We start from the raw sequence: 25,160 nt of genomic DNA on the forward strand, positions 1-25,160 counted from the left end.
GAGGGCTATTTTCCTTGATTCTGCGACGTAGTTCTACTACTAAATGTAGCTGACTATAAAATCGGTCAAATTTCTGGGTGACCGATTGTTTTTTTATTTCGACTAAAAGTTCGGTTTATAGTCAAAATTGTCAGTAGCCAAGTTATCTCGAAAAGGACGAATTGTTTTTTTAGATAAAGTCATCGTATTGATAATATTATTTGGGAACACTTCAATCTGATTATTAAATACTTCGACGTTGCGGTTAAAAATGGTGATTGCCGCGCCGACATTTTCGTTTTGTTCCTGAATATCATCCATCATTTTGCTATAGAGTATATCTGCTTTTAGTTCAGGATAATTTTCAACCACCACATTTAGGCTGCGGATTAGCTCTTTACTCATTTTTTCGATCTGTTGTAATTGAGCAATATCAGTATGATCGACATTCAAACTTAGAATTTGCTGACGTAAAGCAGTTACTTGTTCTAAAGTTGACTTCTCGAACTGAGTATATTGATTGAGTGTGGTTTCTAGTGCTTCAAGTGTTTTTACTTTCTGGCGTTCGAAATTTGCAACCTCAGCCCAAGCGCGTTTGGTCGCATTGAAATAACGCACAATGTTATTGCGAATGTGGATGCCCCACGCAATCAGTACGACGAAAATCCCCAAGAAAATGAATAAGCCTGTCATTTTTACTCCTCTTATTGTTATTCCCTCATTATGCCCTCTAACTTCTTATTTTTTTAATAAGTTGCCAGTTCAGCAGTAGCAGTACGAGAGATTTATTTAATTAAATTAAGCATGAATTGCTGAAATTTTTCATATTGCGGCATGGTCATGGTACGTAAATGTCCACGTAATGCTGGAATATCATGAATTTCACTACGTTTGCGGGTGGTTTGAAAAAGATCTTGCTCACCGAGATAACATAATATTTGCTCTTCATGATGATAAATTAAATCCCCTCTAAAATGTTGAAAAAAATCATGAAGTTTTAACGTTAGACTTGGGCTCATTTCTTTAGCTAACTGGTGCTGGTTGGTTCCGAAAATACTCAGTTCTTGGTTAATGAGAATGTCGCTACTTTGCCATTCGCTTAAGTATGGTTCAAAAAAGCGAGAACGTTGATTACTTACAGCAATACCTAAAGCTGGTATTTGAAAAATAAAAGCGCCCCATAAGTCTTTATGAATCTCTTTTACTATTTTTTTATCGCTGTTCTGGTCTTGAAGAATAGGTAAATTATTTACATAGTGGTATTTAAATAGCAGGACTTGATGATCTGTAATGCCGTCATTCCATGTTACTGAAGCAAACTCGGTAATTTCATTCGCTTCATTGCCTCGGTTAAAAAGTGGAAAGTGTTGTTTTAATTTGCTTAAGACTAAAATGGGTTGGGCTTGTATTGGAAGATAAGCTGGTAACTGCTGAAACTTTAGGCCATAACGTAAAGCAGTCATACGCTGTTCTAAATAATGAATAACTTCAGTTAAAGGTTTTTGCGGTTCATAGAGCAAATAGGCGAGGAAACCAGTTAAAAATGCCCATAATAGACTCCAAATATATTGAATATGAGGATGAAAAAAATATCCAAACAATAGCGTCGTAATACTACAAATACTTAATAAATACGACAGGGTATTCACAAAACGAAGGTTATGATCTTCACGCCATGGATGTAACGCGTTTAAGAGTTCTTGATCTGTTTGTGACTTTTGTCCAGCATCCCAAAGTCGGGCAATATTACGAAAGACTTGTGTATTTTTTTTACGTCTTATATGAAGTGCTTGTTGTATGGTATCAATCGGCATGAAAGTAATGAGTTGATTATCATAAAGTGCTAACTCTAGATTATCTTTTAAATTGAAAGAGATAAATAGAAATACTAAGACTATTTTTATTTTAATTATAGATGCTGGGTTAAACCTCGAATTAACTTATAAGATTTAACCCAGCTTTAATCTTTAAACTTCTAATTTATCAATCAGCATTGCATCGCCATAACTAAAGAAGCGATAGCGATCTTTAACGGCATGTTCATAAGCAGCCAAAATATTTTCTCTATTTGACAATGCTGAAACTAACATGAGCAGGGTAGACTCAGGTAAATGGAAGTTAGTAATTAAACGGTCTACGATGCAGAACTCATAACCTGGATAAATAAAGATTTGCGTATCACCAGTCCATGCTGCAATTTTTCCGCCATGCGCTTGAGCTGCACTTTCTAAAGCACGTGTTGCAGTTGTACCGACAGCAATCACTTTATTACCGCGTGCTTTAGTTGCCAAAATTAAATCAATAGTTTCTTGAGGAACATCACACCATTCACTGTGCATGACATGATTCGTAATGTCATCAGTACGTACAGGCATAAAAGTACCTGCACCGACGTGAAGAGTCACAAAGGTTTTCTTAACGCCTTTTTGATCTAACTCTGCTAACAACTCTTCGTCAAAATGCAAGCTTGCTGTTGGGGCAGCCACACTGGCAATTTTTTCTGGATTATGGAAAACCGTTTGATAGCGTTCAGTGTCAATTTCTTCTGCTTCACGATTGAAGTAAGGCGGAATAGGTAACTGACCATATTGCTCAAGTACTGGCAAAATTGGTTGGGAAAACTCAACGACAAATAAGTTTTCGTGACGGCCACGCACAATCACGGGAATATTGTCCGCACCAACAAAAAGCTCAGCCCCTGCTTTAGGTGAATTGCTCGCTTTAATATGGCAATACGCTGTGGTGTGGTTCAGCATACGCTCAACCAAAATTTCAATAGCACCACCTGTAGCACGTTTCCCTTTAAGTCGAGCTTTCATGACTTTGGTATCGTTGAGTACCAATAAATCGCCTTCTTCGAACAGATCAATAATATCTGTGAACATATGATCGTGATATTGGCCCTTAGCATCTAAATGCAATAAACGCGAAGCACTACGTGTTTCGAGTGGGTAACGGGCAATAAGTTCATCGGGTAGTTCAAAGGAAAAGTCAGACAGTTGCATATTTGAGAAAAAACACCGCAAAAATTGCGCCTAGTATAAACTTTTTCGCTTTTTAATGGCTGTGCTTCTGGCCTAAATCATGAAAAATGTTTAAATGATCTAAAAGTGAACGATAATATTCACTTAGGGTTTGACAAGTTTTGCAAACGCGCTAATATACGCAACACAAACATACTTCCTCTCCCGAGGTGGTGAAATTGGTAGACGCGGCGGACTCAAAATCCGCTGTCAGAGATGACGTGTCGGTTCGAGTCCGACCCTCGGGACCAAGATTCAGAATCTTATGATTCTACGAAAACCCCTAAACTGACGGTTTAGGGGTTTTTTGTTGGATATAAAAAAGTTCCTAGACTTTAAGAAATTATGAGCTACTTGCTTTGGTTCCGAGGGTCGGGATCAAATCGCTTATAAATTTAGAGCTATTAAAAGTCTTTTAATTTTTCAATTTAAGAAAACTTTATTTAAATATGAAATGCATTTGATAAAAGCAAAATTTGAGTCGAAGTTAAGGTTTCATATTTATAAGATGATTTAAGTTAATTTTTATCTCTTTTTTAGCTAATTTTGACTTCTTATTTCTTATTACTTACAACTCTTTCTTCCAAAAAAATTGTTGTATTTTTCTAAAGCATACCCACTTTATGTATCTGAAAACCTTTAATTGAAACTTCACATTTCTATTTCGAAAAGAAAGTTGCTCTTTTAATGTAATGTGTTAAAGTTTGTAGTAGATCATAATGATTATAAGTACATTCTTCAAAAGAGCGGTTCCGACCAACAATGACAAAATCTGTGAGGCGGGCATGACACAGCGATTAGAACTACATCAGGTAGAGCAGTTAACAGCTTGTAAGATATCACTATTACTTGGATTAAATGCCGAGCAGAATTATATTGAGCAATTTTTCCGGTTTAGTCTTCGCCTGTTGAAGTGTCAAAAAGCTTTGCTTACTTTTAATCAGGAACCTTATTTTTGGCATCATTGCCCGGATGGCATGACTGCAATTTCCTTTAAACCTTCAAGACACCTAAAACAATGTTTTGCTAAACAACAGGTGATTCATCACAATCATCCTTCTTATCAAAATTTAATCAACTATTTAAAAGAGTTAAATATTGAATGTGGGCGTGCCTTAGCTGTCCATTTGGTGCAGCCTGACCAGACATCTATGGGATTTGCAGTTTTCTTCGATGATGATGAAACTTGTTTTGAAGATGATCAAATTCAGTTGCTTCTCGATTACTGTTCTAGTTTTATGCAACAAGTCGAGTTGAAGTTTAATTATGAAGAATTAAATGAACTCTATGAGCAGCAAGTCGCGCTGAACTCGAGTAAAACAAAGTTCTTTTCCATTATTTCGCATGACTTGCGGGCACCATTTCATGGCTTGTTAGGTTTCTCCGAAGTGTTAGCTAAAGAACGTGAAACACTGGATGAGTCGAGTATTCAAAACATTGCCGATTATTTATACGACACTTCTCAATCGACCTATAACTTACTTGAAAGTTTGCTGACATGGGCAATGGCCGAAGGTGGTCGCTTTGTTTATCACCCAATTAATTTTAAGCTTAGACAAGTGAGCAATATTGTTTGTGATGTGCTGCATACTTTAGCTTTAAAGAAAAATATTGAATTGGTAAATGCGGTTTCCGAAGATTTAAAAATCTATGCCGATATCAATATGATGACTTCCGTGATCCAAAACTTGGTGTCAAATGCATTGAAATTTACCGATGTTGACGGCTCTGGAAAAGTGTTCATTGAAGCAAAGCAGGTGGGTACAAATGTCGAAATCACTGTGCGTGATACAGGGCTTGGCATGACTGAACAGCAAATGGCAAATTTATTCCATCCGCGTATTACAGCAAGCTTTAAAGGCACCGCTGGGGAAAAAGGTGCGGGTTTAGGTTTGAGCTTATGTAAGCGTTTTGTCGAGATTAATCAGGGGAAAATTAGTGTAACTTCCCAAAAAGGAGTGGGAACGACATTTAAAGTTTTATTACCCTCTGCTCAAGAAGTTCCTGAACATCATATAGAACAACAAAATACATCTGAAGCAAAATTGGTTTAATCCCTTTTCCTACTACTACTTGAACTGCTATAACTAAAAAGAGAGTCTGAGGAAAAGAGCTTTTTTATATGAATGCGGAGCAGTTACAAAAAACATTGCGTGCCAGCCAATATGCTGAACAAGTTTTAGGATTACATCAGGCTGTTTTAGAACAAGATTATCAAATAGATCAATTTGCTGCACCGCTCTCAACAGAACAAATTTACCAACTTGTAGACACCACGCTTGATGGAATTGGCGATGAAATAACGTGGATGCGTGCGCTTCGTATACTGCGCAGTCGTTTAATGTTTCGCTGGATCTGGCAAGATGCCAATCAACTGACGGATGTAGTTACACTTACTCGTGAACTTTCAGACTTTGCAGATGCAAGTATTTGTGCCGCAAAGGCTTTTGCTCGTGTTGCATTGGTTGCTAAACACGGCGAACCATTAAGTTATTCAGGCAAAGTTCAAGATTTGATTGTGGTTGCCATGGGTAAGCTTGGGGCACAGGAATTAAATTTATCAAGTGATATCGACCTGATTTTTGCTTTTGATGAGCAAGGCGAAACCAACGGTCGTAAATGTATTGATGTACAGCAGTTCTGTATTTTGTGGGGACAAAAACTTATTTATTTACTTGAACATATCACCGCAGATGGTTTTGTGTTTCGAGTAGACATGCGTTTACGGCCTTGGGGAGATGGCTCAGCATTAGCGATTAGTCATGCAGCTTTAGAAAAATATTTAAGTCAGCATGGCCGTGAATGGGAACGTTACGCATGGATTAAGGCACGCGTAGTCACTGGGGGTAAAGAAGGGCAAGACTTATTAGAAATGACACGTCCTTTTGTATTCCGTCGTTATGTCGATTACACCGCTTTTGCTGCCATGCGCGATATGAAAGCGATGATTGAGCGCGAAGTATTACGTCGGCATATTGAAGATGACATTAAGCTCGGGGCAGGCGGTATACGCGAAATTGAGTTTATTGTTCAGGTGTTCCAGCTTATTTACGGCGGTTCTAAACGTGAGCTGCAAGATCGTCAATGTTTGGTCAGTCTTGAACATATTGGTGAGGCAGGCTTGTTAGAGAAACAGGCCGTACTAGAGCTTGAAGATGCTTACCTGTTTTTGCGCCGTGTTGAACATGCAATTCAAGCCTTGAATGATCAGCAAACGCAACTATTACCAGAAGAAACAGATTTACGACAACGCATTATAGATACCTTGGGTTTTACGAGTTGGAATGAATTTATTGATGTTCTGAACGAGAAACGCCAAAAAGTAAAAGTTCAGTTTAAGCAGCTCATTGAAGACACAAGTTCCAATGCAGCTACCGAGAACTTTGGGCAGTTAGAGCAGCAGCTAGATGAAGTGTTAGATGATAATGCAAAAAATCTGATTCATGAGTTCTGGCATGGTCATGCACTTAAAAAACTTCCTTCCAATGCCGTGCAGCGTTTAAAAACGTTTTGGCCCCATTTAATTGAAGCCATTTTACAGTCTGAACAACCACAAACTGCATTATTACGTTTAATGCCACTGATTGAATCAGTCATGCGTCGAACCGTCTATTTGGTAATGCTGATTGAAAGTAAAGGGGCATTACAACGCTTAGTAAAAATGGCGACAGTGAGCCCGTGGATTTGTGAAGAGTTAACGCAATATCCGGTATTGCTGGATGAGTTCTTGTCGATGGACTTTGAATTACCAAAACGTAAGGACTTGGAAGACTCATTACGTCAGCAATTACTTCGTATCGAAATTGATCAGGTCGAAGATCAAATGCGGGTACTTCGCTTGTTTAAAAAGAGTAATGTGTTAACGGTCGCTGCAAGTGATGTGTTAGCTGAAAGTCCTCTTATGAAGGTCTCTGATGCTTTGACAGATATTGCAGAAGTCAGTGTTAATGCAACTCTTAATTTAGCTTATCAGACCGTAGCAAAGCGTCATGGTTACCCAAAAGATGTCGAGGGAAAACGTTGTTCACTCGATTATAAAGCCTTTGCTGTCATTGGTTATGGCAAGGTGGGTGGTATTGAACTGGGCTATGGTTCGGACTTAGATCTGGTCTTTATTCACTATCTAGATGAACAAGCCGACACGGATGGTACTAAGTCAATAACTGGTTTTGAGTTTGCCATGCGTGTCGCTCAAAAGTTTATGTCTTTAATGACCACTCAAACGCTTGATGGCCGCGTTTATGAAATTGATACACGTTTAAGACCTTCAGGTGAGGCAGGTTTATTGGTGACAAGCCTGAAAGCCTATGAGCATTATCAGTTGAAAAGTGCATGGCTTTGGGAGCATCAGGCATTAGTTCGTGCACGTTCTATTGCAGGTGATGAAGCGCTTTGCCAAAAATTTGAAATATTTCGCCGCGAGATATTGACTCAATCTAGAGATGAGGCTTATGTTCGTGAGGAAGTGCTGAAAATGCGTCAGAAAATGAAAGACCACTTAGGTTCATCTTCTGAACAAAAAAAACATGGTATTTTTCATTTAAAACAGGACGCAGGTGGTATCGTAGATATCGAATTTATGGCACAGTATGCTGTACTTGCATGGAGCGGGACGAAACCCGATCTCGCCCATTATTCTGATAATGTAAGAATATTAGAAGATGCTGCTAAAGCAGACTGCTTATCCAGTGAAGATGCCACAGCATTAATTCGAGCCTATCTTAGTGAACGTGCCGAAAGCCACCGCTTAGCCCTTGCGAATCAATCCATGCAAGTAAGCGCAGCGGACTGGCGTAGTACCCGTGCGGTCGTTTGCAATTTATGGCAAAGATTAATAGACCCAACCGCCTCGGTTGAGTTGGATAGTGAATGATTTTATAACAATTTGGAGTGTTCCATGAATTTGGCTGATCGTGATGGTTTTATTTGGCAAGATGGACAATTAATTGATTGGCGTGATGCAAAGATTCACGTTTTAACCCATACTTTACACTACAGTATGGGCGTATTTGAGGGTGTTCGTGCTTATGAAACTCCTAAAGGTACTGCAATTTTCCGTCTTCAAGACCACACAAAACGTTTGTTAAATTCAGCAAAAATTTATCAAATGAAAGTGCCGTATGATCAAGCAGCGCTTGAACAAGCACAAATCGATGTTGTTCGTGAAAATAAATTAGCTTCTTGCTATTTACGTCCACTGATCTGGATCGGTTCAGAGAAACTTGGTATTGCAGCAACAAATAACACTATTCATGCCGCTGTTGCAGCATGGGCATGGGGTGCATATCTTGGTGATGAAGCAATGGCGAAAGGTATTCGCGTTAAAACTTCATCATTTACTCACCATCATCCAAACGTGACCATGTGTAAAGCAAAAGCATCTGGTAACTACACGTTGTCAATTCTTGCTCACCAAGAAGTTGCACATTCTGGTTACGATGAAGCAATGCTTATGGATCCACAAGGTTATGTGTGCCAAGGTTCTGGTGAAAACGTATTCTTGATTAAAGATGGCGTTTTACACACTCCAGATATTGCGGGTGGTGCACTTGACGGTATTACACGCCAAACCGTGATGACGATTGCTAAAGATCTTGGTTATGAAGTTGTTGAGCGTCGTATTACGCGTGACGAATTCTATATTGCCGATGAAGCATTCTTCACAGGTACTGCTGCTGAAGTAACACCAATTCGTGAATACGATGACCGTCAAATCGGTGCGGGCTGCCGTGGCCCAATTACCACTGAAATCCAAAAGACTTTCTTTGATGCAGTTCAAGGTAAAAATCCAAAATATGAACACTGGTTAACTTACGTAAAATAAGTTAATCCGTTAACATGAAAAGGCGAACGTTGGTTTCGCCTTTTTATTTTTGGGTTAGGGAGCTTTTATGCATATTGTCTATGTCTCTGATGGTAAAGCAGGGCATCGCTCACAAGCTTTAGGCTTGTTTCAGGCGATGCAAAGACAGCAGGCAAATGCAACTTTTGAAGAAGTCTCTATTAATGACTTGCCTATTCTTTCTCTAATCAAAACGCTTTTTTCTTCAAAAAAATCTCTATTTCAACAGGCACCCGATTTTATATTTGGTGTTGGAAGTCATACACATTTTCGTGTCTGGTTGCTCGGTAAAATTTTCAAAAAGGCTAAGACCATTATTTTAATGAAGCCAAATTTACCGACGGTTTGGTTTAATTATGCTGTGATTCCAGAGCACGACGGTATTCCTGCGAATAATCGAGTGATTGTTACGCGTGGGGCATTAAATCCCATTCGTAATGAAAAACGCCATCAAGCTTCTAGAATTTTAATTGCATTAGGTGGTTCGTCAAAACGGCATCAATGGAACCAAGAAAAAGTATTATTAAGCGTGCAAAAGATTGTTGAGAATAATCCGGATGCCGAAATCATTCTAACGACTTCACGTCGAACACCAGCAGAGTTTATTGATATTTTAAGACAACAAAGTTTTGCCCAGCATTTACAAATATTTCCGGTTGAGCAAACACCTCAAGGCTGGATTTTTGAAGAGATGCAAAAAGCAGAAGCTGTATGGGTAACAGAAGATAGCGTTTCTATGGTTTTTGAAGCACTTACTGCGGGTTGTCGCGTAGGGGTCATAGCAATCGATCGGTTGAAAGACGATAGAATTACGCACTCGATTGATCAAATGATACAATCACAACTAATCTCACAGAATACTTGTGTCGTACAGTTACCACAACCTTATGCTTTTAAAGAAGCAGACCGTGTGGCAACATATCTTTTAGCGAAATAATGAGTTTGGCATTGTGATTTATATCCTGATTTTACTGGTTTTGCTTACCGTGTTATTTAGCTATAAGTATGCGTGGTGGAAGCCAGCAGTGGATTGGAATCGACCACGTGTATTGATGTATCACATGGTACGAGACCATATTAATGGTGCCAAATTTAATAAGCTTCGGGTCAAGCCCGCTGAGTTTGAAAAGCAAGTTGCTTGGATGAAAGCGCAAGGCTTCCATTTTGTAACGATGCACGAATTGCAAGAGAACTGGGGAAATCACCCAGCCAAAACAGTTGCCATTACCTTTGATGATGGTTATTTAGACAACTTACAAAATGCTTATCCGATTTTAGAAAAATATCAGGCCAAGGCAACCATATATGTGGTGGTTGATCGTCATGATCGTGATTGGTCAACCTATAAAAAAGAACATCATAATAGTGGTGAACTCATGCGTGAAGCTAAGTTGAATGATGCTCAAGTCAAGCAACTGGCAGATAGCGAACTGATCGAAATTGGTTCACATACGTTAACGCATGCTAATTTAAACAAACTGGATGATACGGATTGTTTAAAAGAACTAACTGATTCAAAGCAGTGGCTTGAACAACTGATAGAAAAGCCAGTAACCAGTTTTGCTTACCCATTTGGTATTTACTCAGACCGAGATGTTAAACTGGCAAAACAGTCAGGGTATAGCAATGCAGTGACCACAATCGAAGGCATTGATGATGAACAGCCGGACTTTATGCAACTACAACGTATTAAGATCAGCGGAAAAGATTCATTATTTGCCGTCAAGCTTCGTTTAAAACTTGGTACGCGTGAGGGCTAATCATGAAAATTACGCTTGTGATGGCGAGTGATGAGGAAGGTGGCCTAGAAAAGCATGTACTTGAGCTGGCTGCTGGTTTATCACAAGCACATAAAGTTTCTTTAATTGCACATCAGAAATATCAAAGTCAGGTGGAAAGTTCGGTGAACTTTGTTGCTTTTGATATGAGTGGCAGTCGTTATAACCCGTGGACGAAATATCTGCTTAAAAAAACAATATTGGGGACAGAACCACAAGTGCTACATGCTCATGCTTCTAAAACGGCCAAACTGTTGCAAGGCATGATTGCAGGTTTTGATTTCCCTTGTGTGGTGACTATCCATGGTGCAAAGAAAAAGATTGATTCTTACTTAGCATTTGATCATATCATTTGTGTGAGTAAGCGACTCGCGCAGATTGTGGGGCAGCCGGAAAAACTCAGTGTGGTCTATAATGGTATTTCTTTGAATATGCCTGCTCAATCATTTGTAAAAAATAGAAAATTTATTGCCATTGGGCGTTTAAATGAAGTGAAAGGTTTCGATCTTTTACTGGCTGCTTGGCGGAACATTTCACACCAATTAACTATTGTTGGTGATGGTGAAGAACGAGAAAAGTTAGAGCAATTGATTCAAGAGTACCAATTAGCTGATCGGGTTCACTTGTATGGGTATAGTGACAATATTCACCCATTGATTACAGACCATGAGGCTTTGATTGTGTCTTCCTTGCGTGAAGGGGGTCCGTATACACTTGCTGAAAGTTTATTGCTTCAACGTCCTGTAATAGGAACTGATGTCGGAATGATGGCTGAGTTTATTCCTGTTGAGTTTCTATGTGAACCAAATAATATTGAAGCATTGCAACAAGTGATTCAAAACTATTTGGATGTGGTAGTCCCTGAAGCAAGTTTTAAAAAGGCTTATGCTCTGGCACAGGAACAACTGACTTTTACAAAGATGATTGATCATACGGTCCAAGTCTATCAATCATTGCTTTCAGCATAGGATGATAGATTAATGGCACAACAAAAACCTTTTATCCTAGCGTTGACCGATGGTAAAGCAGGCCATGAAACTCAAACTCAAGGAATAGTGCAACTACTGAATCAACAGCAAGAGTATCAGGTCGAATGGGTTCAATTAAATCTACCTAAAAAATGGTTGTATCGTGTTCTGAAGTTACTGATCAAGTTTTCAATAAATACAGAGTGGTTACGTTATTTTTTTGATGCCCAAACCCTAAGAGCATTAGAGCAGAAACAGGTTGCTTATATTGTATCGGCAGGGGGAAACACTCTACTTGCCAATCTATTGCTCAAACAACATTTGCTCAAAGATCAACCTGTAAAAAATCTGGTCGCGAGTTCATTACGGGGGATTCGCGCTAACTTGTTTGATGTGGTATTTACTATTCATGAACAACAAGCTGTTTTGCCTCATTATTTTTACTATCCAATTGCACCGAATAAAATGAGTGCTTTACCTCTAACACGCGAGCAGGCCCGAGAACATTTGGGTATTCAAAATGCTGAACAAACGATTACAATTTTGATTGGTGCTGACACTAAAACAGTAAAGATTGGTAAGGCGGCACAATGGGCAACTGTTTTACAGCAGGTTCGAAAGCAATATCCTACAGCGAGATTGTTACTGACGACATCACGAAGAACATCGGTTACTTTTGAAAAAGAATTGCAGAAACTTGCCGAGCAGTATGGCATTTTTCAGCCTCATGACCAGTTAACATGGGTAGCACAAGGCCAAAACTGTGATATCAAAGATTATATTAAAGCAGCTGACTGGATTCTAACGAGTCCGGACTCGACTTCGATGGTGGCAGAAGTGGTCATGTCAGGAAGTAAGTTGCTGGTACTTTATGATGAGCAGTCCATGCAGGATGAACAGATTAAGCACCAATTAAAGTTTTTAGCACAGCAACATTGGCTATATTTATTAACTGTTTCAGATTCTTATCAAATCTCTCAGGTTGTTCAAGAGTTAGAGATGCAAGATCATACCAGCGAAATAACTCGGAAGTTAAATCGGGTTTTGGACAAATAAGTTTAGCTAAGTATTTATATTTTATTTTTTGTAATAATGGTCAAACTGCGTAGGGCTTTCTGAGGTTAACGCTAAATTAAATAGGAAATAGGTGATAAAATCCGTGACTAAGAAAATGGAGTTACATGATTTATTATGAAGTTCTTGGTTACTGGTGGTGCAGGTTTTATTGGTTCGGCGGTGGTTCGTCATATTGTTCAAAATACTGAACATGAAGTATTAAATGTCGATAAGCTCACTTATGCGGGAAATCTAGAGTCTTTAAGCTCTGTTGCCGATCACCCACGTTATCAGTTTTCTCAGACCGATATTTGTGACCGTACAGCTTTAGATGAATTATTTAAAAGTTTTCAACCTGATGTAGTGATGCATCTTGCTGCTGAATCGCACGTAGATCGTTCAATTTCAGGACCTTATGCTTTTATTGAGACCAACATTATTGGTACATACCAAATGTTGGAAGCAAGCCGTACTTATTGGTTAACCCTTGATGGTTCAAAAAAGGAAACATTCCGCTTCCATCATATTTCAACCGATGAAGTCTATGGTGATTTAGAAGGTACAACCGACCTATTTACCGAAACAACATCGTATTCACCAAGTTCACCATATTCTGCAAGCAAAGCCAGCTCAGACCATTTAGTCCGTGCATGGAACCGTACTTATGGTTTACCAGTGTTGGTGACCAACTGTTCAAATAACTATGGGCCATTTCATTTCCCGGAAAAATTGATTCCGCTTATGATTTTAAATGCTTTGCAAGCCAAGCCACTCCCTGTATATGGCAATGGTCAGCAAATTCGTGACTGGTTATTTGTAGAAGACCATGCACGAGCACTCTTTACTGTTGCAACGCAAGGTGTGGTTGGGGAAACTTATAATATTGGCGGTCACAATGAAAAAGCCAATATCGAAGTTGTTCATGCGATTTGCACATTACTTGAAGAATTGGCACCGAATAAGCCGGAAGGTGTAGCACAGTACAAAGATTTAATTACCTATGTCAAAGATCGCCCAGGTCACGATGTGCGCTATGCAATTGATGCGACAAAAATTAAAAATGACTTAGGCTGGGTTCCGCAAGAATCGTTTGAGACGGGCCTGCGTAAAACCGTTGAATGGTATTTAAGTAATACTGAATGGGTTGCACACGTTCAAAGTGGCGAATATCAGTCTTGGTTAAACAAGCAATATCAAGGATAACTATGAAGATCTTATTGCTTGGAAAAAATGGACAAGTTGGGTGGGAGCTACAGCGAGCGCTTGCTCCTTTGGGCGAGGTAGTTGCATTAGACCGTCATGGTTTAAATGGTCTATCTGGCGATATGACTCAACCATCGGCAATTTTTGACACGATTGTGGCGCTAAAACCCGATGTAGTCGTTAATGCTTCTGCTTATACAGCTGTTGATTTGGCTGAAACTGAGCAGGATTCGGCTGATCTTGTGAATCATCAAACTGTAAAGGCTATAGCCGATGCATGTTTGCAAATTAAAGCTTTATTTGTGCATTACTCTACCGATTATGTTTTTGACGGGGCAGGTGAAACAGCTTTTGTTGAAACAGATGCAATTGCACCATTAAATGTCTATGGTAAAACCAAGGCATTAGGCGAACAGGCAATTGTTGAGAGTGGCTGTCAGCATCTAATTTTCAGAACATCATGGGTCTATGCAAGTAAAGGAAAAAACTTCTTGAAAACGATGTTGAACTTGGCTCAGCAACGTGAAGAGTTGTCGATTATTGATGATCAGATTGGTGCTCCAACTTCTGCTGAGCTAATTGCTGATATTACTGCACATGCTATTCCTCAAGTCGTAGCCGATGTGAGTAAAGCTGGTGTCTATCATTTGGTGGCGAGTGGTGAAACATCATGGTTTGGCTACGCAAGTTATGTATTTGAGCAAGCACGGTCATTAGGACAGGCGCTGATTGTACAAAAGGTTAATCCAATTCCAACAAAGGCTTACCCAACACCAGCAACCAGACCACACAATTCAAGATTGAACAACCAAAAAATACAGCATGTTTTTAAACTCTGTCTACCTAACTGGCAAGATGGTGTAAAGCGAACCATAGTGGAGCTATTAAATAAATGAGTCTCAAACGTAAAGGTATTATTTTAGCGGGTGGTTCAGGTACACGCTTACATCCAATTACCAAAGGTGTATCGAAACAGCTTTTGCCAATTTACGATAAACCAATGGTTTACTATCCATTGTCTGTATTGATGCTTGCCGGTATTCGTGAAGTCTTATTGATTTCGACACCAGAAGATTTACCCCAATATGAAAAACTGCTCGGTGATGGTTCTCAATTTGGTATTGAACTTACTTATAAAGTACAACCTTCTCCAGATGGTTTGGCACAGGCATTTTTAATTGGTGAAGAGTTTATTGGTCAAGATAATGTTTGTTTGATCTTGGGTGACAATATTTACTATGGTCAAAGTTTTGGCAAACAATTAGAAGCTGCGAGTAATCGAGAGCATGGTGCAACAGTATTTGGTTACCATGTGACAGACCCAGAGCGTTTTGGTGTTGTCGAGTTTGACCCAACTGGAAAAGTTCTCAGCATTGAAGAAAAACCATTAAAGCCAAAATCACCTTATGCCGTGACGGGTTTGTACTTCTATGACAATCGTGTTGTAGAGTTTGCTAAACAAGTGAAGCCATCTGCACGTGGCGAACTTGAAATTACTGACATCAATAATGCATATCTGAAAGATGGTTCATTGAATGTGGAGCTTTTAGGGCGAGGGTTTGCATGGTTGGATACGGGCACGCATGAATCGCTTTTAGAAGCAGGTCACTTTATCTATACTGTAGAAAAGCGTCAGTCATTAAAAGTCGCATGTTTAGAGGAAATTGGTTTCAATCAAGGTTGGATTAGCAAAGAGAAACTTTTAGAAAGTGCTGAAGCTTTGAAAAAAACAGAATATGGTCAATATTTGAAAAAAATCTGGGAAGAGTCAAATGCAGGTTGAAACGACTAAAATAGAAGGGCTTTTGATTCTACATCCAAATGTATTTGGTGATGATCGCGGCTGGTTTATGGAAAGCTTTAATCAGCAACGTTTTGCACAAGCACTTGAACAATTAAACTTGCCTGTTCCAACTTTTGTACAAGATAACCATTCATTGTCTCAAAAGAGTGTGTTACGTGGGTTGCATTATCAAAATGCACCTTATGCGCAAGGAAAACTGGTACGTGTTGTACAAGGTCGTGTTTGGGATGTTGCGGTAGATATTCGACCTGACTCAAAAACTTATGGTGAATGGGTTGGTGTTGAACTGAGTGCAGAAAATAAAACCATGTTTTGGATACCGGAAGGTTTTGCTCATGGCTTTATCGCACTTGAAGACAATACCCAGTTTTTGTACAAAACCACCAATTACTACAATAAAGAAAGTGAAGGCACTATTATTTGGAATGATCCAACACTAGCGATTAACTGGCCTCTTGATGAGGTTGGTGAGGTGTTGGTGAGTGATAAAGATCAGATTGCAGATGCATTTAAAGCATAAAAAAAGAGGAGTTTATCTCCTCTTTTTTTATCGAGGCTGTTTCAATATTATTTTATATGGTGCGACTAAACAGGTTGATAAAATGAACTGAATAAGTAATTTGAGTATGTAAAAAGGGACAACATAAAAAGGTAGAGTTTGTAGTGCAGTGATACTCGTTGGAATAATTCGATCATAATAGCGACGACGAATTGCCAAAGAAGCATTTTTTCTCAATTCTTTAGATAAGCTCTGCTGGTTAATACAGTAAGCCTTTTTGGCTTCTGGATGTGTCTTGGAATAGTCTTTTAAGAATTGAGACATGCTTTGGCGGAGCAAAATCACTTGCCGTCTTACTTCAAAATGATCTTTTTTCTTTTTGGCTTGGGCAATAACACTGGTGTCATGGTAGCGGAAATAATTTAAACACTCATGCGTAAAGAAGATGTCACCTTGCGATACGATTTTTGCCCAAATTTCCCAATCACCAATAAAGCGTAGACTTGGATTAGCTCCACCTACATCGAAATAAGTCTGTTTTTTAAAAATGACACCACTGGCATTTGGAATGGTGTTTTGAGCATTTAAAAATCTTTCGATATATTCGAGACCATTCATTTCAAAATCATTTTCAAATAATTTTGAATCAACTTGATCAGTAAAATCTTTCCATGAACCCGTGACTTCACCTTGTGCATTCATTCGATGAGATTGGCTGTAGGCAAGAACAAGCTTAGGATTTTTTTCAAAATGAGGGACTAATTTTTCCAAAAATTGTAAGTCGGCAACATCATCAGACTCTGCAATCCAGATCAGATCGCCTTTTGCTAGATGCATGCCTTTGTTCCATTGGCAAAATGTTGAGCCTGAATTTTGTTCATTGATGATGCAATGTGAAACTTTCGGATGGCTTTTGTATTTCGCTAAAATTTCGGCACTATGATCGGGTGATAGATCATCTAAAAGAATCACTTCAAATTGCGAATAGCTTTGGTTAAGAATGCTCTCAATTCTGTCTTCTAAATATTGGTCATGGTTATAACTTGGAACAATAACACTAACAAACACGTGAGGGTGGCCTATACAAAATTAAAAAAGCTAAAACTTAAGCTTGAAGCAATAAGTCAACGACGGTCTCTATCCTATTTTTATAAGTATGACTCTGTTGAACTTTATACATGGCTGCTTCAGCGCTGATTATTGGATCTTTTAACTTCAATTGCAATTCTTGCGGATTCTCAAATGAAATAATTTCATTTTTGATATCAAAAGCATAGTTTAGATCTTCAACATACTCGCTTACCAAAATACAACCACAAGCCGGAGCTTCGAAACAACGCATATTCATACCTTGACGAATATTTTTCTTGTTAATGACATTCAAGATGTAACGATGCGTTCTGTAGAGTTCGGCAACTTCAGTCAAAGGAATATTGTGAGGGTGAACAATACTGTTTGATTTGCTGAGTTTATCCCATCCTTTCCCATAGACAGTGAGGGGAAGGGGAATCTGTTCAATGAGCTCTTGTCGATCAGGCGACCATGCGCCTACAAATAAAAGACGATCATCTTTTTGTTCATTGCTAGAAAAGAAGACATTTGGATTATAAGCAAGAGGCAGATAAATGGCATGATTTAGTCCCATTGCTCTCGCATCTTCGATAAAGCTAGAATCGGTAAAGCAATATAAATCAATGACGTCTTTAGATTTTAATAAGCGTTCATCAAAAAAGTCACCAATCCAATGTGCTTTTTTGCATGGAAAGTCTGCCAAAACTTGCAGTAAATGATCATTAAAATAAAAAAGATCGGCAATGAGAATCAAATCTGGCTGAAACGTTTGCAGTTTCTTTTTGAGTAAATTTGCCGTATATATATCTTTGTTTGGTAATAGCTTTTTCAGAAACCGATCGGTGGTATTGTTATGATTTAAGGCAAAGCCTTGGATTTCATAATCAGGGCTTTGATGGGCAGCAGCAAGAATATTTTCGTACCACTGCAAAATACCGCTGCGTTTACCAATGATGAGCAGTTTCTTTTGCATTACTTTTTATCCGCATTACCTTTGAGCACCATATAAATCAGTGCAACAAAGATAAGTAATGCACCGACTAAACTGCTTACACAGAAATAAAGAATACGTTGGTTCGTCGTGAGGTTAAATAATTCATTCGCAAGGATGTAGCGCATGAAAAACCATTGTGCGAGGGAGAATACAATCACGACTAAAGCATGTCGTCGTACATCTGGGCGCATAGCCATAAAGCTGACCTCTAAATTAAAAGCTCCTTATTATGCCACTGACCAGCTTATTCGCAAAGCATAGCTTAGGTAAGTCGAATATATATCTTATTTCTAATAAAAAACCCTGCAATTGCAGGGTTTTTTATTAAAGAGCAATTAAGCTTCTTTCTTTTGTTGTTCACGTAAGCGGATGCCCAAGTCACGAAGCTGGTTTGCTTCAACAGGAGCCGGTGCTTGAGTAAGTGGACATTCAGCAGTTTTCGTTTTAGGGAACGCAATAACATCACGAATTGAAGTCGCGCCAGTCATAAGCATTACTAAACGGTCAAGACCAAATGCCAAACCACCGTGAGGAGGTGCACCGTAACGAAGCGCATTGAGTAAGAAGCTGAATTTTTCTTCTGCTTCTTCATCGGAAATACCAAGCGCTTCAAAAATCGCTTTTTGCATTTCTAATGTGTAAATACGAAGTGAACCACCACCAACTTCAGTACCGTTCAATACCATGTCGTAAGCAACAGAAAGTGCTTCGCCTGGATTGCTCTTCACGTCTTCTACGCTAGATTTAGGTAATGTGAATGGATGGTGTACAGAAGTCCATTTGCCATCGTCAGTTTCTTCAAACATTGGGAAGTCAACAACCCAAAGTGGAGCCCACTCACAAGTCGCAAGATTCAAGTCATGACCGATTTTGACACGAAGCGCACCCATTGCATCATTTACAATTTTAGCTTTGTCCGCACCAAAGAATACGATATCACCATTTTCAGCGCCAACACGTTCAAGCAATTGCATTACAATTGGTTCGATGAATTTAACGATAGGAGATTGAAGACCTTCAATTCCTTTTTCGATTTCATTGACTTTAATGTACGCTAAGCCTTTTGCACCGTAGATACCGACAAATTTAGTGTATTCATCAATTTGACTACGTGTTAATGAACCTGCGCCCGGTACACGAAGTGCTGCAATACGGCCTTTAGGGTCTTTAGCTGGACCTGCAAATACTTTGAACTCAACTTCTTGCATTAAGTCTGCAACATCAACGAGTTTTAACGGAATACGCAAGTCTGGTTTGTCAGATGCATAATCACGCATTGCTTCGCTGTATGGCATACGGCGGAATTTTTCAAATTTTACGCCAAGCAAGTCGTTAAATAATTTAACAGTCATGCCTTCCATCAAATCCATAATGTCATCGTCGTTTAAGAACGATGTTTCAATGTCGATTTGAGTAAATTCAGGCTGACGGTCAGCACGTAAGTCTTCATCACGGAAACATTTCGCGATTTGGTAGTAGCGATCAATACCACCAACCATCAACAATTGTTTGAACAATTGTGGTGATTGTGGAAGTGCATAGAAGCTACCATTTTGTACACGGCTTGGTACTAAATAGTCACGCGCACCTTCAGGGGTTGCACGAGTTAAAATCGGAGTTTCAACGTCTAAGAAACCATGATCGTCTAAATAGTTACGAATCAAGTTGGTTACTTTAGAACGGAAGCGTAAACGCTCTAACATTTCTGGACGACGGATGTCCAAGAAACGATATTTTAAACGGTGTTCTTCTGACACGTTAATAGTGTCATCATTTAATGGGAATGGTGGAGTTTCAGATGCAGCAAGAACTTCGATTTCTTTGCCTAAAACTTCGATTTGACCACTCACCATATTTGGGTTTTCAGTACCTTCATAACGGCGACGAACACGACCTGTAATTTTTAATACATATTCAGAACGTGCTTTATCTGCAGTTGCAAATGCTTCTGGAGTATCTGGGTCAATAACCACTTGAACGAGACCATCACGGTCACGCATATCAAGGAAAATAACACCGCCATGGTCACGGCGACGATGTACCCAACCGCATAATGTAACGGTCTGGTCGATTTGGGCTTCAGTTAAAGAGCCACAGTAATGAGTTCGCATCATGATGAAGATTATCCAAACTATATTGGCTGAAAAGACGGATGCGTAAACCGCGCACCGTCAAAAAAATAAGTTTTCGATTATGCCCTGTTGAATGGCATGCCACAAGAACTAGATCAAAAAACAGCTATAATTTAGCTAAAAATGAGCAATTTGGCAGCAAGTTTAGCTATTTAGCCCATTCTTTGTTGTCGATCTAAAAATAAGAATAATAGACATCCTAAACTAAACGTACTTAACCAACCTTGCATAAACTCATTAATAGAGCGGCCAGTAAAATAATAGGTATCAGAATGCCAAACCTCATGGGGAATATAACGGGCATAGTCCCAAAACGAAAATAAGCCTAAAAGTGTAGATAAAGCAAATAAACACCAAGCAAAAATTTTAATTTTATAATTTACTTTCCAATGCTGTTTATGGCGCTGATAGTAATGAATACTCATCCAGCCTAAAAAAGGTAATGCCAGAGCAGAAGAACCGAGTTGAAGAAGGCGATGCAATGGATAAGGGCGGCCAAACAAGTGAACAGTTTGCGATAAAAAGTCTTGAAATATAAAAGTTCTAAAGTCTGAGTGCGTAAGCCCATCCCAAATGAGATGTGTTGCTACACCAATGAGTAGAGCAATTATGATTCCAATAAAAAAGCTAAAAAAATGTCTAAAAGAATCTAGTTTTAAATCGTGTTGGATACCAAAAAAACGGTAAACCACAGGTCGATAAAGTAAATACCAAATGACACAGAATAATAACCCTAATGTAAGGTTAGGGTAGAAAAGCCCCTTCCATTGATGGGTCAGCATACCTGATTGCATTGTAAATAAGCGGTAAAGATCGGGCGTCATACTGCCAATTGCTAAGGCGGCAATGGGTAACGTATTTCGGCTCAATTTAGCAAGTGGAGGGGCGATAACTGCATGGGAGATTGTAAAAGGCATTAGAAAAGAAAGCTTCTCACATCATCAAAAAGTTGAGTCTATCGAAACATGTCATTAGCGAATGTTTTTTATTGCAAAACAACTGAAATGTTATAATATAACAAAACAAAAGGCGTACGATTAGAGACTCACCTCATGTTGTTCTATAAAAATATTTTGACCTTATCCATTTTGGCTGCCATATCCATACCTGTATTTGCAGCAGAAAATGAAAATGTTGAGAAGTTAGAAACTATCCGCATCAAGGCGCACCCCCTTGAGCAAACTTCAAAAGATTTTGCAGTCGCAGATACTGTAGTTGACCAAAAGCATTTAACTGAAGGGGCCGCCACTATTGGGGATGCGCTCAATAGTGAGGTGGGGATTTATGCGAATCAGTTTGGGGCTGGTTCAAGTCGTCCGGTGATTCGTGGCCAAGATGGACCACGTGTTAAAGTTCTTCAAAATTCATCTGAAAATGTGGATGTCTCAACTTTGTCTCCTGATCATGCTGTAACAGTAGATCCAGTTCTCGCAAAACAAGTTGAAGTGATTCGTGGACCCTCTACTTTATTGTTTGGTGCGGGAACTGTTGGTGGTTTAGTCAACGTTATTGATAACAAGATCCCTACACAAATGCCTGAAAATGGTTATGAAGGACAAGTTGGCTTACGTTACAACACTGGAAGTGATGAAAAGCTGGCGAGTGCTGGTGTAACTGTAGGGTTGGGAAGCCAAGTTGCATTACGTGTTGAGGGGTTAACACGTGATGCGAATAACTATATTGCACCAAACTATATTCATGAAGGTGAAAAAGAGCGCCGTGTAGACAATACCTTTGCACAAGGTGATTCAGTGAATGTGGGGTTGTCTTGGATTTATGATCGCGGTTATACGGGTATTTCGTATAGTAACCGTCGAGACCAGTATGGTTTACCGGGGCATAGCCATGAATATGAAACCTGTAGCGCTCATTTAACAGGTAGACCACATTTACATTGTGATGCTCATGAGCATGATCATGAAGAGGGTGAAGAGGCTCATGCCCATGAAGAACATGAGCACGAACATGGCGGCCCATGGATTGACTTAAAATCTGAGCGTTATGATTTTAAAACCGAGTTAAATGATCCATTTGCAGGCTTCCAAAAGTTACGTGCCCAAGCGAGCTATACTGACTATCAGCATGATGAAATTGAAGAAGGGACAATCGCGACTCGATTCCAAAACAAAGGTTATGATGGGCGTATTGAGTTAGTCCATAATCCTATTGCTGATTGGGAAGGGGTAATTGGTACCCAGTTAGGCCAACAAAAACTAAATTTAACTGGTGAAGAAGCATTTATGGCACCAACCACTACCAAAAAGTGGAGTGTTTTTGCTTTAGAACATAAACAATGGAAAGATGTTCATTTTGAACTTTCTGCTCGTGCAGATCAGCAAGAAATAGATGTAGATGATAACTCTAAACAAGATTTTGACGGTTCTGCTTTTTCCTATGCAGGTGCTGCCAACTGGGAGTTTGCGCCAAATTATAAGCTTTCATTTGTAGCATCACACCAAGAGCGTCTACCTCTTGCACAAGAGTTATATGCAAATGGTGCCCATTTTGCGACCAATACTTATGAGTTAGGAAATGATCAACTCAGTAAGGAAAAATCAAATAATGTTGAGTTAGGTTTGCATTTTGATAATGACAAACTCGATTATCATCTTCATGTTTACCATAACTGGTTTGATGACTACATCTATGCGCAAACCCTTGACCGTTATAAAGACTTCCGTTTAGTTCAATACACTCAAGATAAAGCTCGTTTCTATGGTGCTGAGGGTGAAATTGGTTATCAAATTACGCCAATGTACAAGATCAGTGCTTTTGGCGATTACGTGCGCGGTAAGATTGATGCCGAGGGCAATGCTCCACGTATTCCGGCTGGGCGTTTAGGTACTAAAGTTGATGCAGATTTTGGTGACGGTTTTAGTGGTTCTGCTGAGTACTATCATGTCTTTAATCAAGATAAGATTGCGGCTTATGAAACCGAAACAGAAGGCTACAACATGCTCAATTTAGGGGTAGCATACTCTGGACAATATGGTGCAAAAACAGATTATCGCGTTTATTTAAAAGCGAATAACTTGTTAGATGACACGGTTTATCAACATGCGTCGTTCTTATCAAATATCCCGCAAGTTGGACGTAACTTTACCGTCGGTGTAGATTTTAGTTTCTAAGGCTTCAACACGAAACTAAACTTGAAAAATCAAGCCAAAAGACCTAATTTGAAACTATCAAGTTAGGTCTTTTTTATGCGTATTTTTCAGCGAATTCATCAAAAGTTAAATTGGTCAGGACGTCGTTATATGGCGGTCATACTTTGCGTTGTTGCTATTGCATATCTTGCATCGGCAATTTATCACACAGTGAAACCATTGCCGCAAGGAATTAACTTTAGTGGCAAGCTCAGACATGCCGATGTTAAATTTTTAGCCGATAAAACGTATATTGATGCGAATGGGCAACAACAGGTTGATCAGCACATCTTTGATGAAATCTTGAAAATGATTGATGAAGCAAAAACCACGATTGTGGTGGATATGTTCTTGTTTAATTCAGAAGTGGGTGACTCGAAACTCAAGCAAAGACCATTGATGCAAGAGCTCACTGATGCACTAATTAGTAAGAAAAGACAGAACCGCCAAATTCAGGTTGTTATGATTACCGACCCGATTAATTCGGTATATGGTGGACTAAGCCCTGAACACTACCGTCAATTACGCCAAGCTGGTGTTGATGTCATCGAAACGAATCTGGCACCTTTACGTGCTTCTAACCCATTCTGGTCAGGGTTTTGGTACATCTGTTGCCAAAATATTGGCAATAATCCAGAGAAAGGCTGGTTACCCAACCCATTTGGCGATGAAAAAATTACGCTACGTAGTTATTTGAACTTATTTAACTTTAAAGCAAACCATCGTAAAACTGTTGTCGTTGATACCGATGCGGGTTGGAAGTCATTGGTGACCTCAGCAAATCCGCATGATGGTAGTTCGCGCCATTCTAATGTGGCATTGGTGGTAAATGGAGCCACAGCTGCTGATGTACTCCAAACCGAAGCTGCTGTTGCGCAAATGTCAGGAAGTAGTTCACCATCACTTATATTAGGCGATTTTGAAAAAGACGTTAGCAAGCCTCAAGTTCAAGTGCTAACTGAAGGGGCAATCTATGAAGCTGTATTAAAATTAATTAATACGGCTAAACCTAAAGAACATCTTGATTTAAGTATGTTCTATTTGTCTGAACGTAAGATTATTAAAGCTCTAAAAAGTGCCCAAGAACGTGGCGTTATTGTTCGTGTTTTACTCGATCCAAATAAAGATGCGTTTGGTAGACAAAAGAATGGTATCCCAAACCGTCAAGTAGCTTCAGAGTTACATGCTGCTGGCATTCCAATTCGTTGGTGTGATACTCATGGCGAGCAGAACCATAGCAAAATGATCTTGAAATATAATGCTCAACAAGCTGAGTTAATTGTAGGATCTGCCAATTTTACAGCCCGTAATTTAAAAAATTATAACCTTGAAACGGATATGTTGGTTGTAGGCAAAGTTCAAGATCAAGTCTTTAAAGATGCTCAGAATTACTTCAATACTTCGTGGTCAAACCTACAAGGTAGACAGATGAGCGTGGACTATGCGAAGTATGCTGATGAGTCTAAAGTGAAGTATTGGATTTATCGTTTTATGGAATGGTCAGGTTTATCGACTTTTTAATTACTATCTTGAAGTTTTCCAAAAAAAATGGCTTGTGCTTAGAGTCATCCACAACCTGAGCGAGGGAAAGCAAACATCGTTTGCTTCGAGCGCAAGACAAACAAAGTGCGTAGTTCAAACTCAAGCATAGCTTTCGCCTTGCGG

General features: G+C 39.3%; 21 protein-coding genes and 1 tRNA gene. 14 read left to right on the forward strand and 8 right to left on the reverse strand.

What is annotated here, in order from left to right; all coding sequences use genetic code 11:
• Positions 1 to 102: 102 nt before the first annotated feature.
• The 3 genes from R5R67_RS05420 to queA form a co-directional block, all read right to left on the reverse strand.
• A complete protein-coding gene (locus tag R5R67_RS05420; RefSeq protein ID WP_000147159.1) occupies positions 103 to 672 on the reverse strand; it encodes a LemA family protein in 570 nt (189 codons plus the stop codon).
• A 92-nt stretch (positions 673 to 764) separates the two neighbouring features.
• Complete coding sequence (locus R5R67_RS05425; RefSeq protein ID WP_001121104.1) at positions 765 to 1,793, reverse strand: hypothetical protein; 1,029 nt, start codon at positions 1,791 to 1,793, stop codon at positions 765 to 767.
• Positions 1,794 to 1,946: 153 nt separating this feature from the next.
• Entirely contained in the window at positions 1,947 to 2,984 is a 1,038-nt protein-coding gene (gene queA / locus R5R67_RS05430) for a tRNA preQ1(34) S-adenosylmethionine ribosyltransferase-isomerase QueA (protein WP_001177136.1), read from the reverse strand.
• Between the two features lie 182 nt (positions 2,985 to 3,166).
• On the opposite strand from queA, the gene R5R67_RS05435 reads away from it, so the two are divergent.
• The 12 genes from R5R67_RS05435 to rfbC all read left to right on the forward strand — a co-directional run bounded on the left by R5R67_RS05435 (position 3,167) and on the right by rfbC (position 16,173).
• Positions 3,167 to 3,253, forward strand: a tRNA-Leu gene (locus tag R5R67_RS05435).
• Between the two features lie 534 nt (positions 3,254 to 3,787).
• Positions 3,788 to 5,056 carry a sensor histidine kinase gene (locus tag R5R67_RS05440; protein ID WP_000194115.1) on the forward strand — a complete coding sequence of 423 codons (1,269 nt, stop codon included), beginning with the start codon at positions 3,788 to 3,790 and terminating at the stop codon, positions 5,054 to 5,056.
• Between the two features lie 68 nt (positions 5,057 to 5,124).
• The gene (gene glnE, locus R5R67_RS05445) at positions 5,125 to 7,875 is read left to right on the forward strand and encodes a bifunctional [glutamate--ammonia ligase]-adenylyl-L-tyrosine phosphorylase/[glutamate--ammonia-ligase] adenylyltransferase (protein ID WP_000990837.1); all 2,751 of its coding nucleotides are present in this window, start codon (positions 5,125 to 5,127) and stop codon (positions 7,873 to 7,875) included.
• A 24-nt stretch (positions 7,876 to 7,899) separates the two neighbouring features.
• On the forward strand, positions 7,900 to 8,826 hold the full coding sequence (locus R5R67_RS05450; RefSeq protein WP_001046506.1) for a branched-chain amino acid transaminase: 927 nt from the start codon (positions 7,900 to 7,902) through the stop codon (positions 8,824 to 8,826).
• Between the two features lie 67 nt (positions 8,827 to 8,893).
• Positions 8,894 to 9,781: a mitochondrial fission ELM1 family protein gene (locus tag R5R67_RS05455; protein ID WP_000548416.1), complete on the forward strand. Its 888-nt coding sequence runs from the start codon at positions 8,894 to 8,896 to the stop codon at positions 9,779 to 9,781.
• 13 nt (positions 9,782 to 9,794) lie between these two features.
• Positions 9,795 to 10,604, forward strand: coding sequence for a polysaccharide deacetylase family protein (locus R5R67_RS05460; RefSeq protein ID WP_000639362.1), 810 nt, complete (start codon positions 9,795 to 9,797; stop codon positions 10,602 to 10,604).
• 2 nt (positions 10,605 to 10,606) lie between these two features.
• Positions 10,607 to 11,590 carry a glycosyltransferase gene (locus R5R67_RS05465; protein ID WP_000705224.1) on the forward strand — a complete coding sequence of 328 codons (984 nt, stop codon included), beginning with the start codon at positions 10,607 to 10,609 and terminating at the stop codon, positions 11,588 to 11,590.
• 12 nt (positions 11,591 to 11,602) lie between these two features.
• Positions 11,603 to 12,646, forward strand: coding sequence for an ELM1/GtrOC1 family putative glycosyltransferase (locus R5R67_RS05470; RefSeq protein WP_000068590.1), 1,044 nt, complete (start codon positions 11,603 to 11,605; stop codon positions 12,644 to 12,646).
• A 135-nt stretch (positions 12,647 to 12,781) separates the two neighbouring features.
• A complete protein-coding gene (gene rfbB / locus R5R67_RS05475; RefSeq protein WP_000670932.1) occupies positions 12,782 to 13,849 on the forward strand; it encodes a dTDP-glucose 4,6-dehydratase in 1,068 nt (355 codons plus the stop codon).
• A gap of 2 nt (positions 13,850 to 13,851) precedes the next feature.
• Positions 13,852 to 14,745 carry a dTDP-4-dehydrorhamnose reductase gene (rfbD, locus tag R5R67_RS05480; RefSeq protein ID WP_000698332.1) on the forward strand — a complete coding sequence of 298 codons (894 nt, stop codon included), beginning with the start codon at positions 13,852 to 13,854 and terminating at the stop codon, positions 14,743 to 14,745.
• Complete coding sequence (gene rfbA, locus R5R67_RS05485) at positions 14,742 to 15,632, forward strand: glucose-1-phosphate thymidylyltransferase RfbA (protein WP_000054001.1); 891 nt, start codon at positions 14,742 to 14,744, stop codon at positions 15,630 to 15,632. Before rfbD ends, rfbA begins: the two co-directional genes overlap by 4 nt.
• The gene (rfbC, locus tag R5R67_RS05490) at positions 15,622 to 16,173 is read left to right on the forward strand and encodes a dTDP-4-dehydrorhamnose 3,5-epimerase (protein WP_001195722.1); all 552 of its coding nucleotides are present in this window, start codon (positions 15,622 to 15,624) and stop codon (positions 16,171 to 16,173) included. Before rfbA ends, rfbC begins: the two co-directional genes overlap by 11 nt.
• A gap of 27 nt (positions 16,174 to 16,200) precedes the next feature.
• Here rfbC and R5R67_RS05495 read toward each other — a convergent pair whose 3' ends face one another.
• From R5R67_RS05495 to R5R67_RS05515, 5 genes are all read right to left on the reverse strand, one after another.
• Positions 16,201 to 17,220 (reverse strand): glycosyltransferase family 2 protein, encoded by a 1,020-nt coding sequence (locus R5R67_RS05495; RefSeq protein WP_000498151.1) that lies wholly within the window; start codon positions 17,218 to 17,220, stop codon positions 16,201 to 16,203.
• A 37-nt stretch (positions 17,221 to 17,257) separates the two neighbouring features.
• Positions 17,258 to 18,196, reverse strand: coding sequence for a glycosyltransferase (locus tag R5R67_RS05500; RefSeq protein WP_001170031.1), 939 nt, complete (start codon positions 18,194 to 18,196; stop codon positions 17,258 to 17,260).
• A complete protein-coding gene (locus R5R67_RS05505; RefSeq protein ID WP_001251491.1) occupies positions 18,196 to 18,414 on the reverse strand; it encodes a hypothetical protein in 219 nt (72 codons plus the stop codon). Before R5R67_RS05505 ends, R5R67_RS05500 begins: the two co-directional genes overlap by 1 nt.
• Before the next feature lie 138 nt (positions 18,415 to 18,552).
• On the reverse strand, positions 18,553 to 20,331 hold the full coding sequence (aspS, locus tag R5R67_RS05510) for an aspartate--tRNA ligase (RefSeq protein WP_000986451.1): 1,779 nt from the start codon (positions 20,329 to 20,331) through the stop codon (positions 18,553 to 18,555).
• 170 nt (positions 20,332 to 20,501) lie between these two features.
• Positions 20,502 to 21,266 (reverse strand): DUF4184 family protein, encoded by a 765-nt coding sequence (locus tag R5R67_RS05515; RefSeq protein WP_001116951.1) that lies wholly within the window; start codon positions 21,264 to 21,266, stop codon positions 20,502 to 20,504.
• Positions 21,267 to 21,401: 135 nt separating this feature from the next.
• Here R5R67_RS05515 and znuD point away from each other — a divergent pair, with 135 nt between their 5' ends.
• Positions 21,402 to 23,477: a zinc piracy TonB-dependent receptor ZnuD gene (gene znuD / locus R5R67_RS05520; protein WP_000899879.1), complete on the forward strand. Its 2,076-nt coding sequence runs from the start codon at positions 21,402 to 21,404 to the stop codon at positions 23,475 to 23,477.
• Positions 23,478 to 23,552: 75 nt separating this feature from the next.
• On the forward strand, positions 23,553 to 25,016 hold the full coding sequence (locus tag R5R67_RS05525) for a phospholipase D family protein (RefSeq protein ID WP_001218064.1): 1,464 nt from the start codon (positions 23,553 to 23,555) through the stop codon (positions 25,014 to 25,016).
• Positions 25,017 to 25,160 lie beyond the last annotated feature (144 nt).

This window comes from Acinetobacter sp. OYA S30 (assembly GCF_033599315.1).
Taxonomy (GTDB): domain Bacteria; phylum Pseudomonadota; class Gammaproteobacteria; order Pseudomonadales; family Moraxellaceae; genus Acinetobacter; species Acinetobacter baumannii.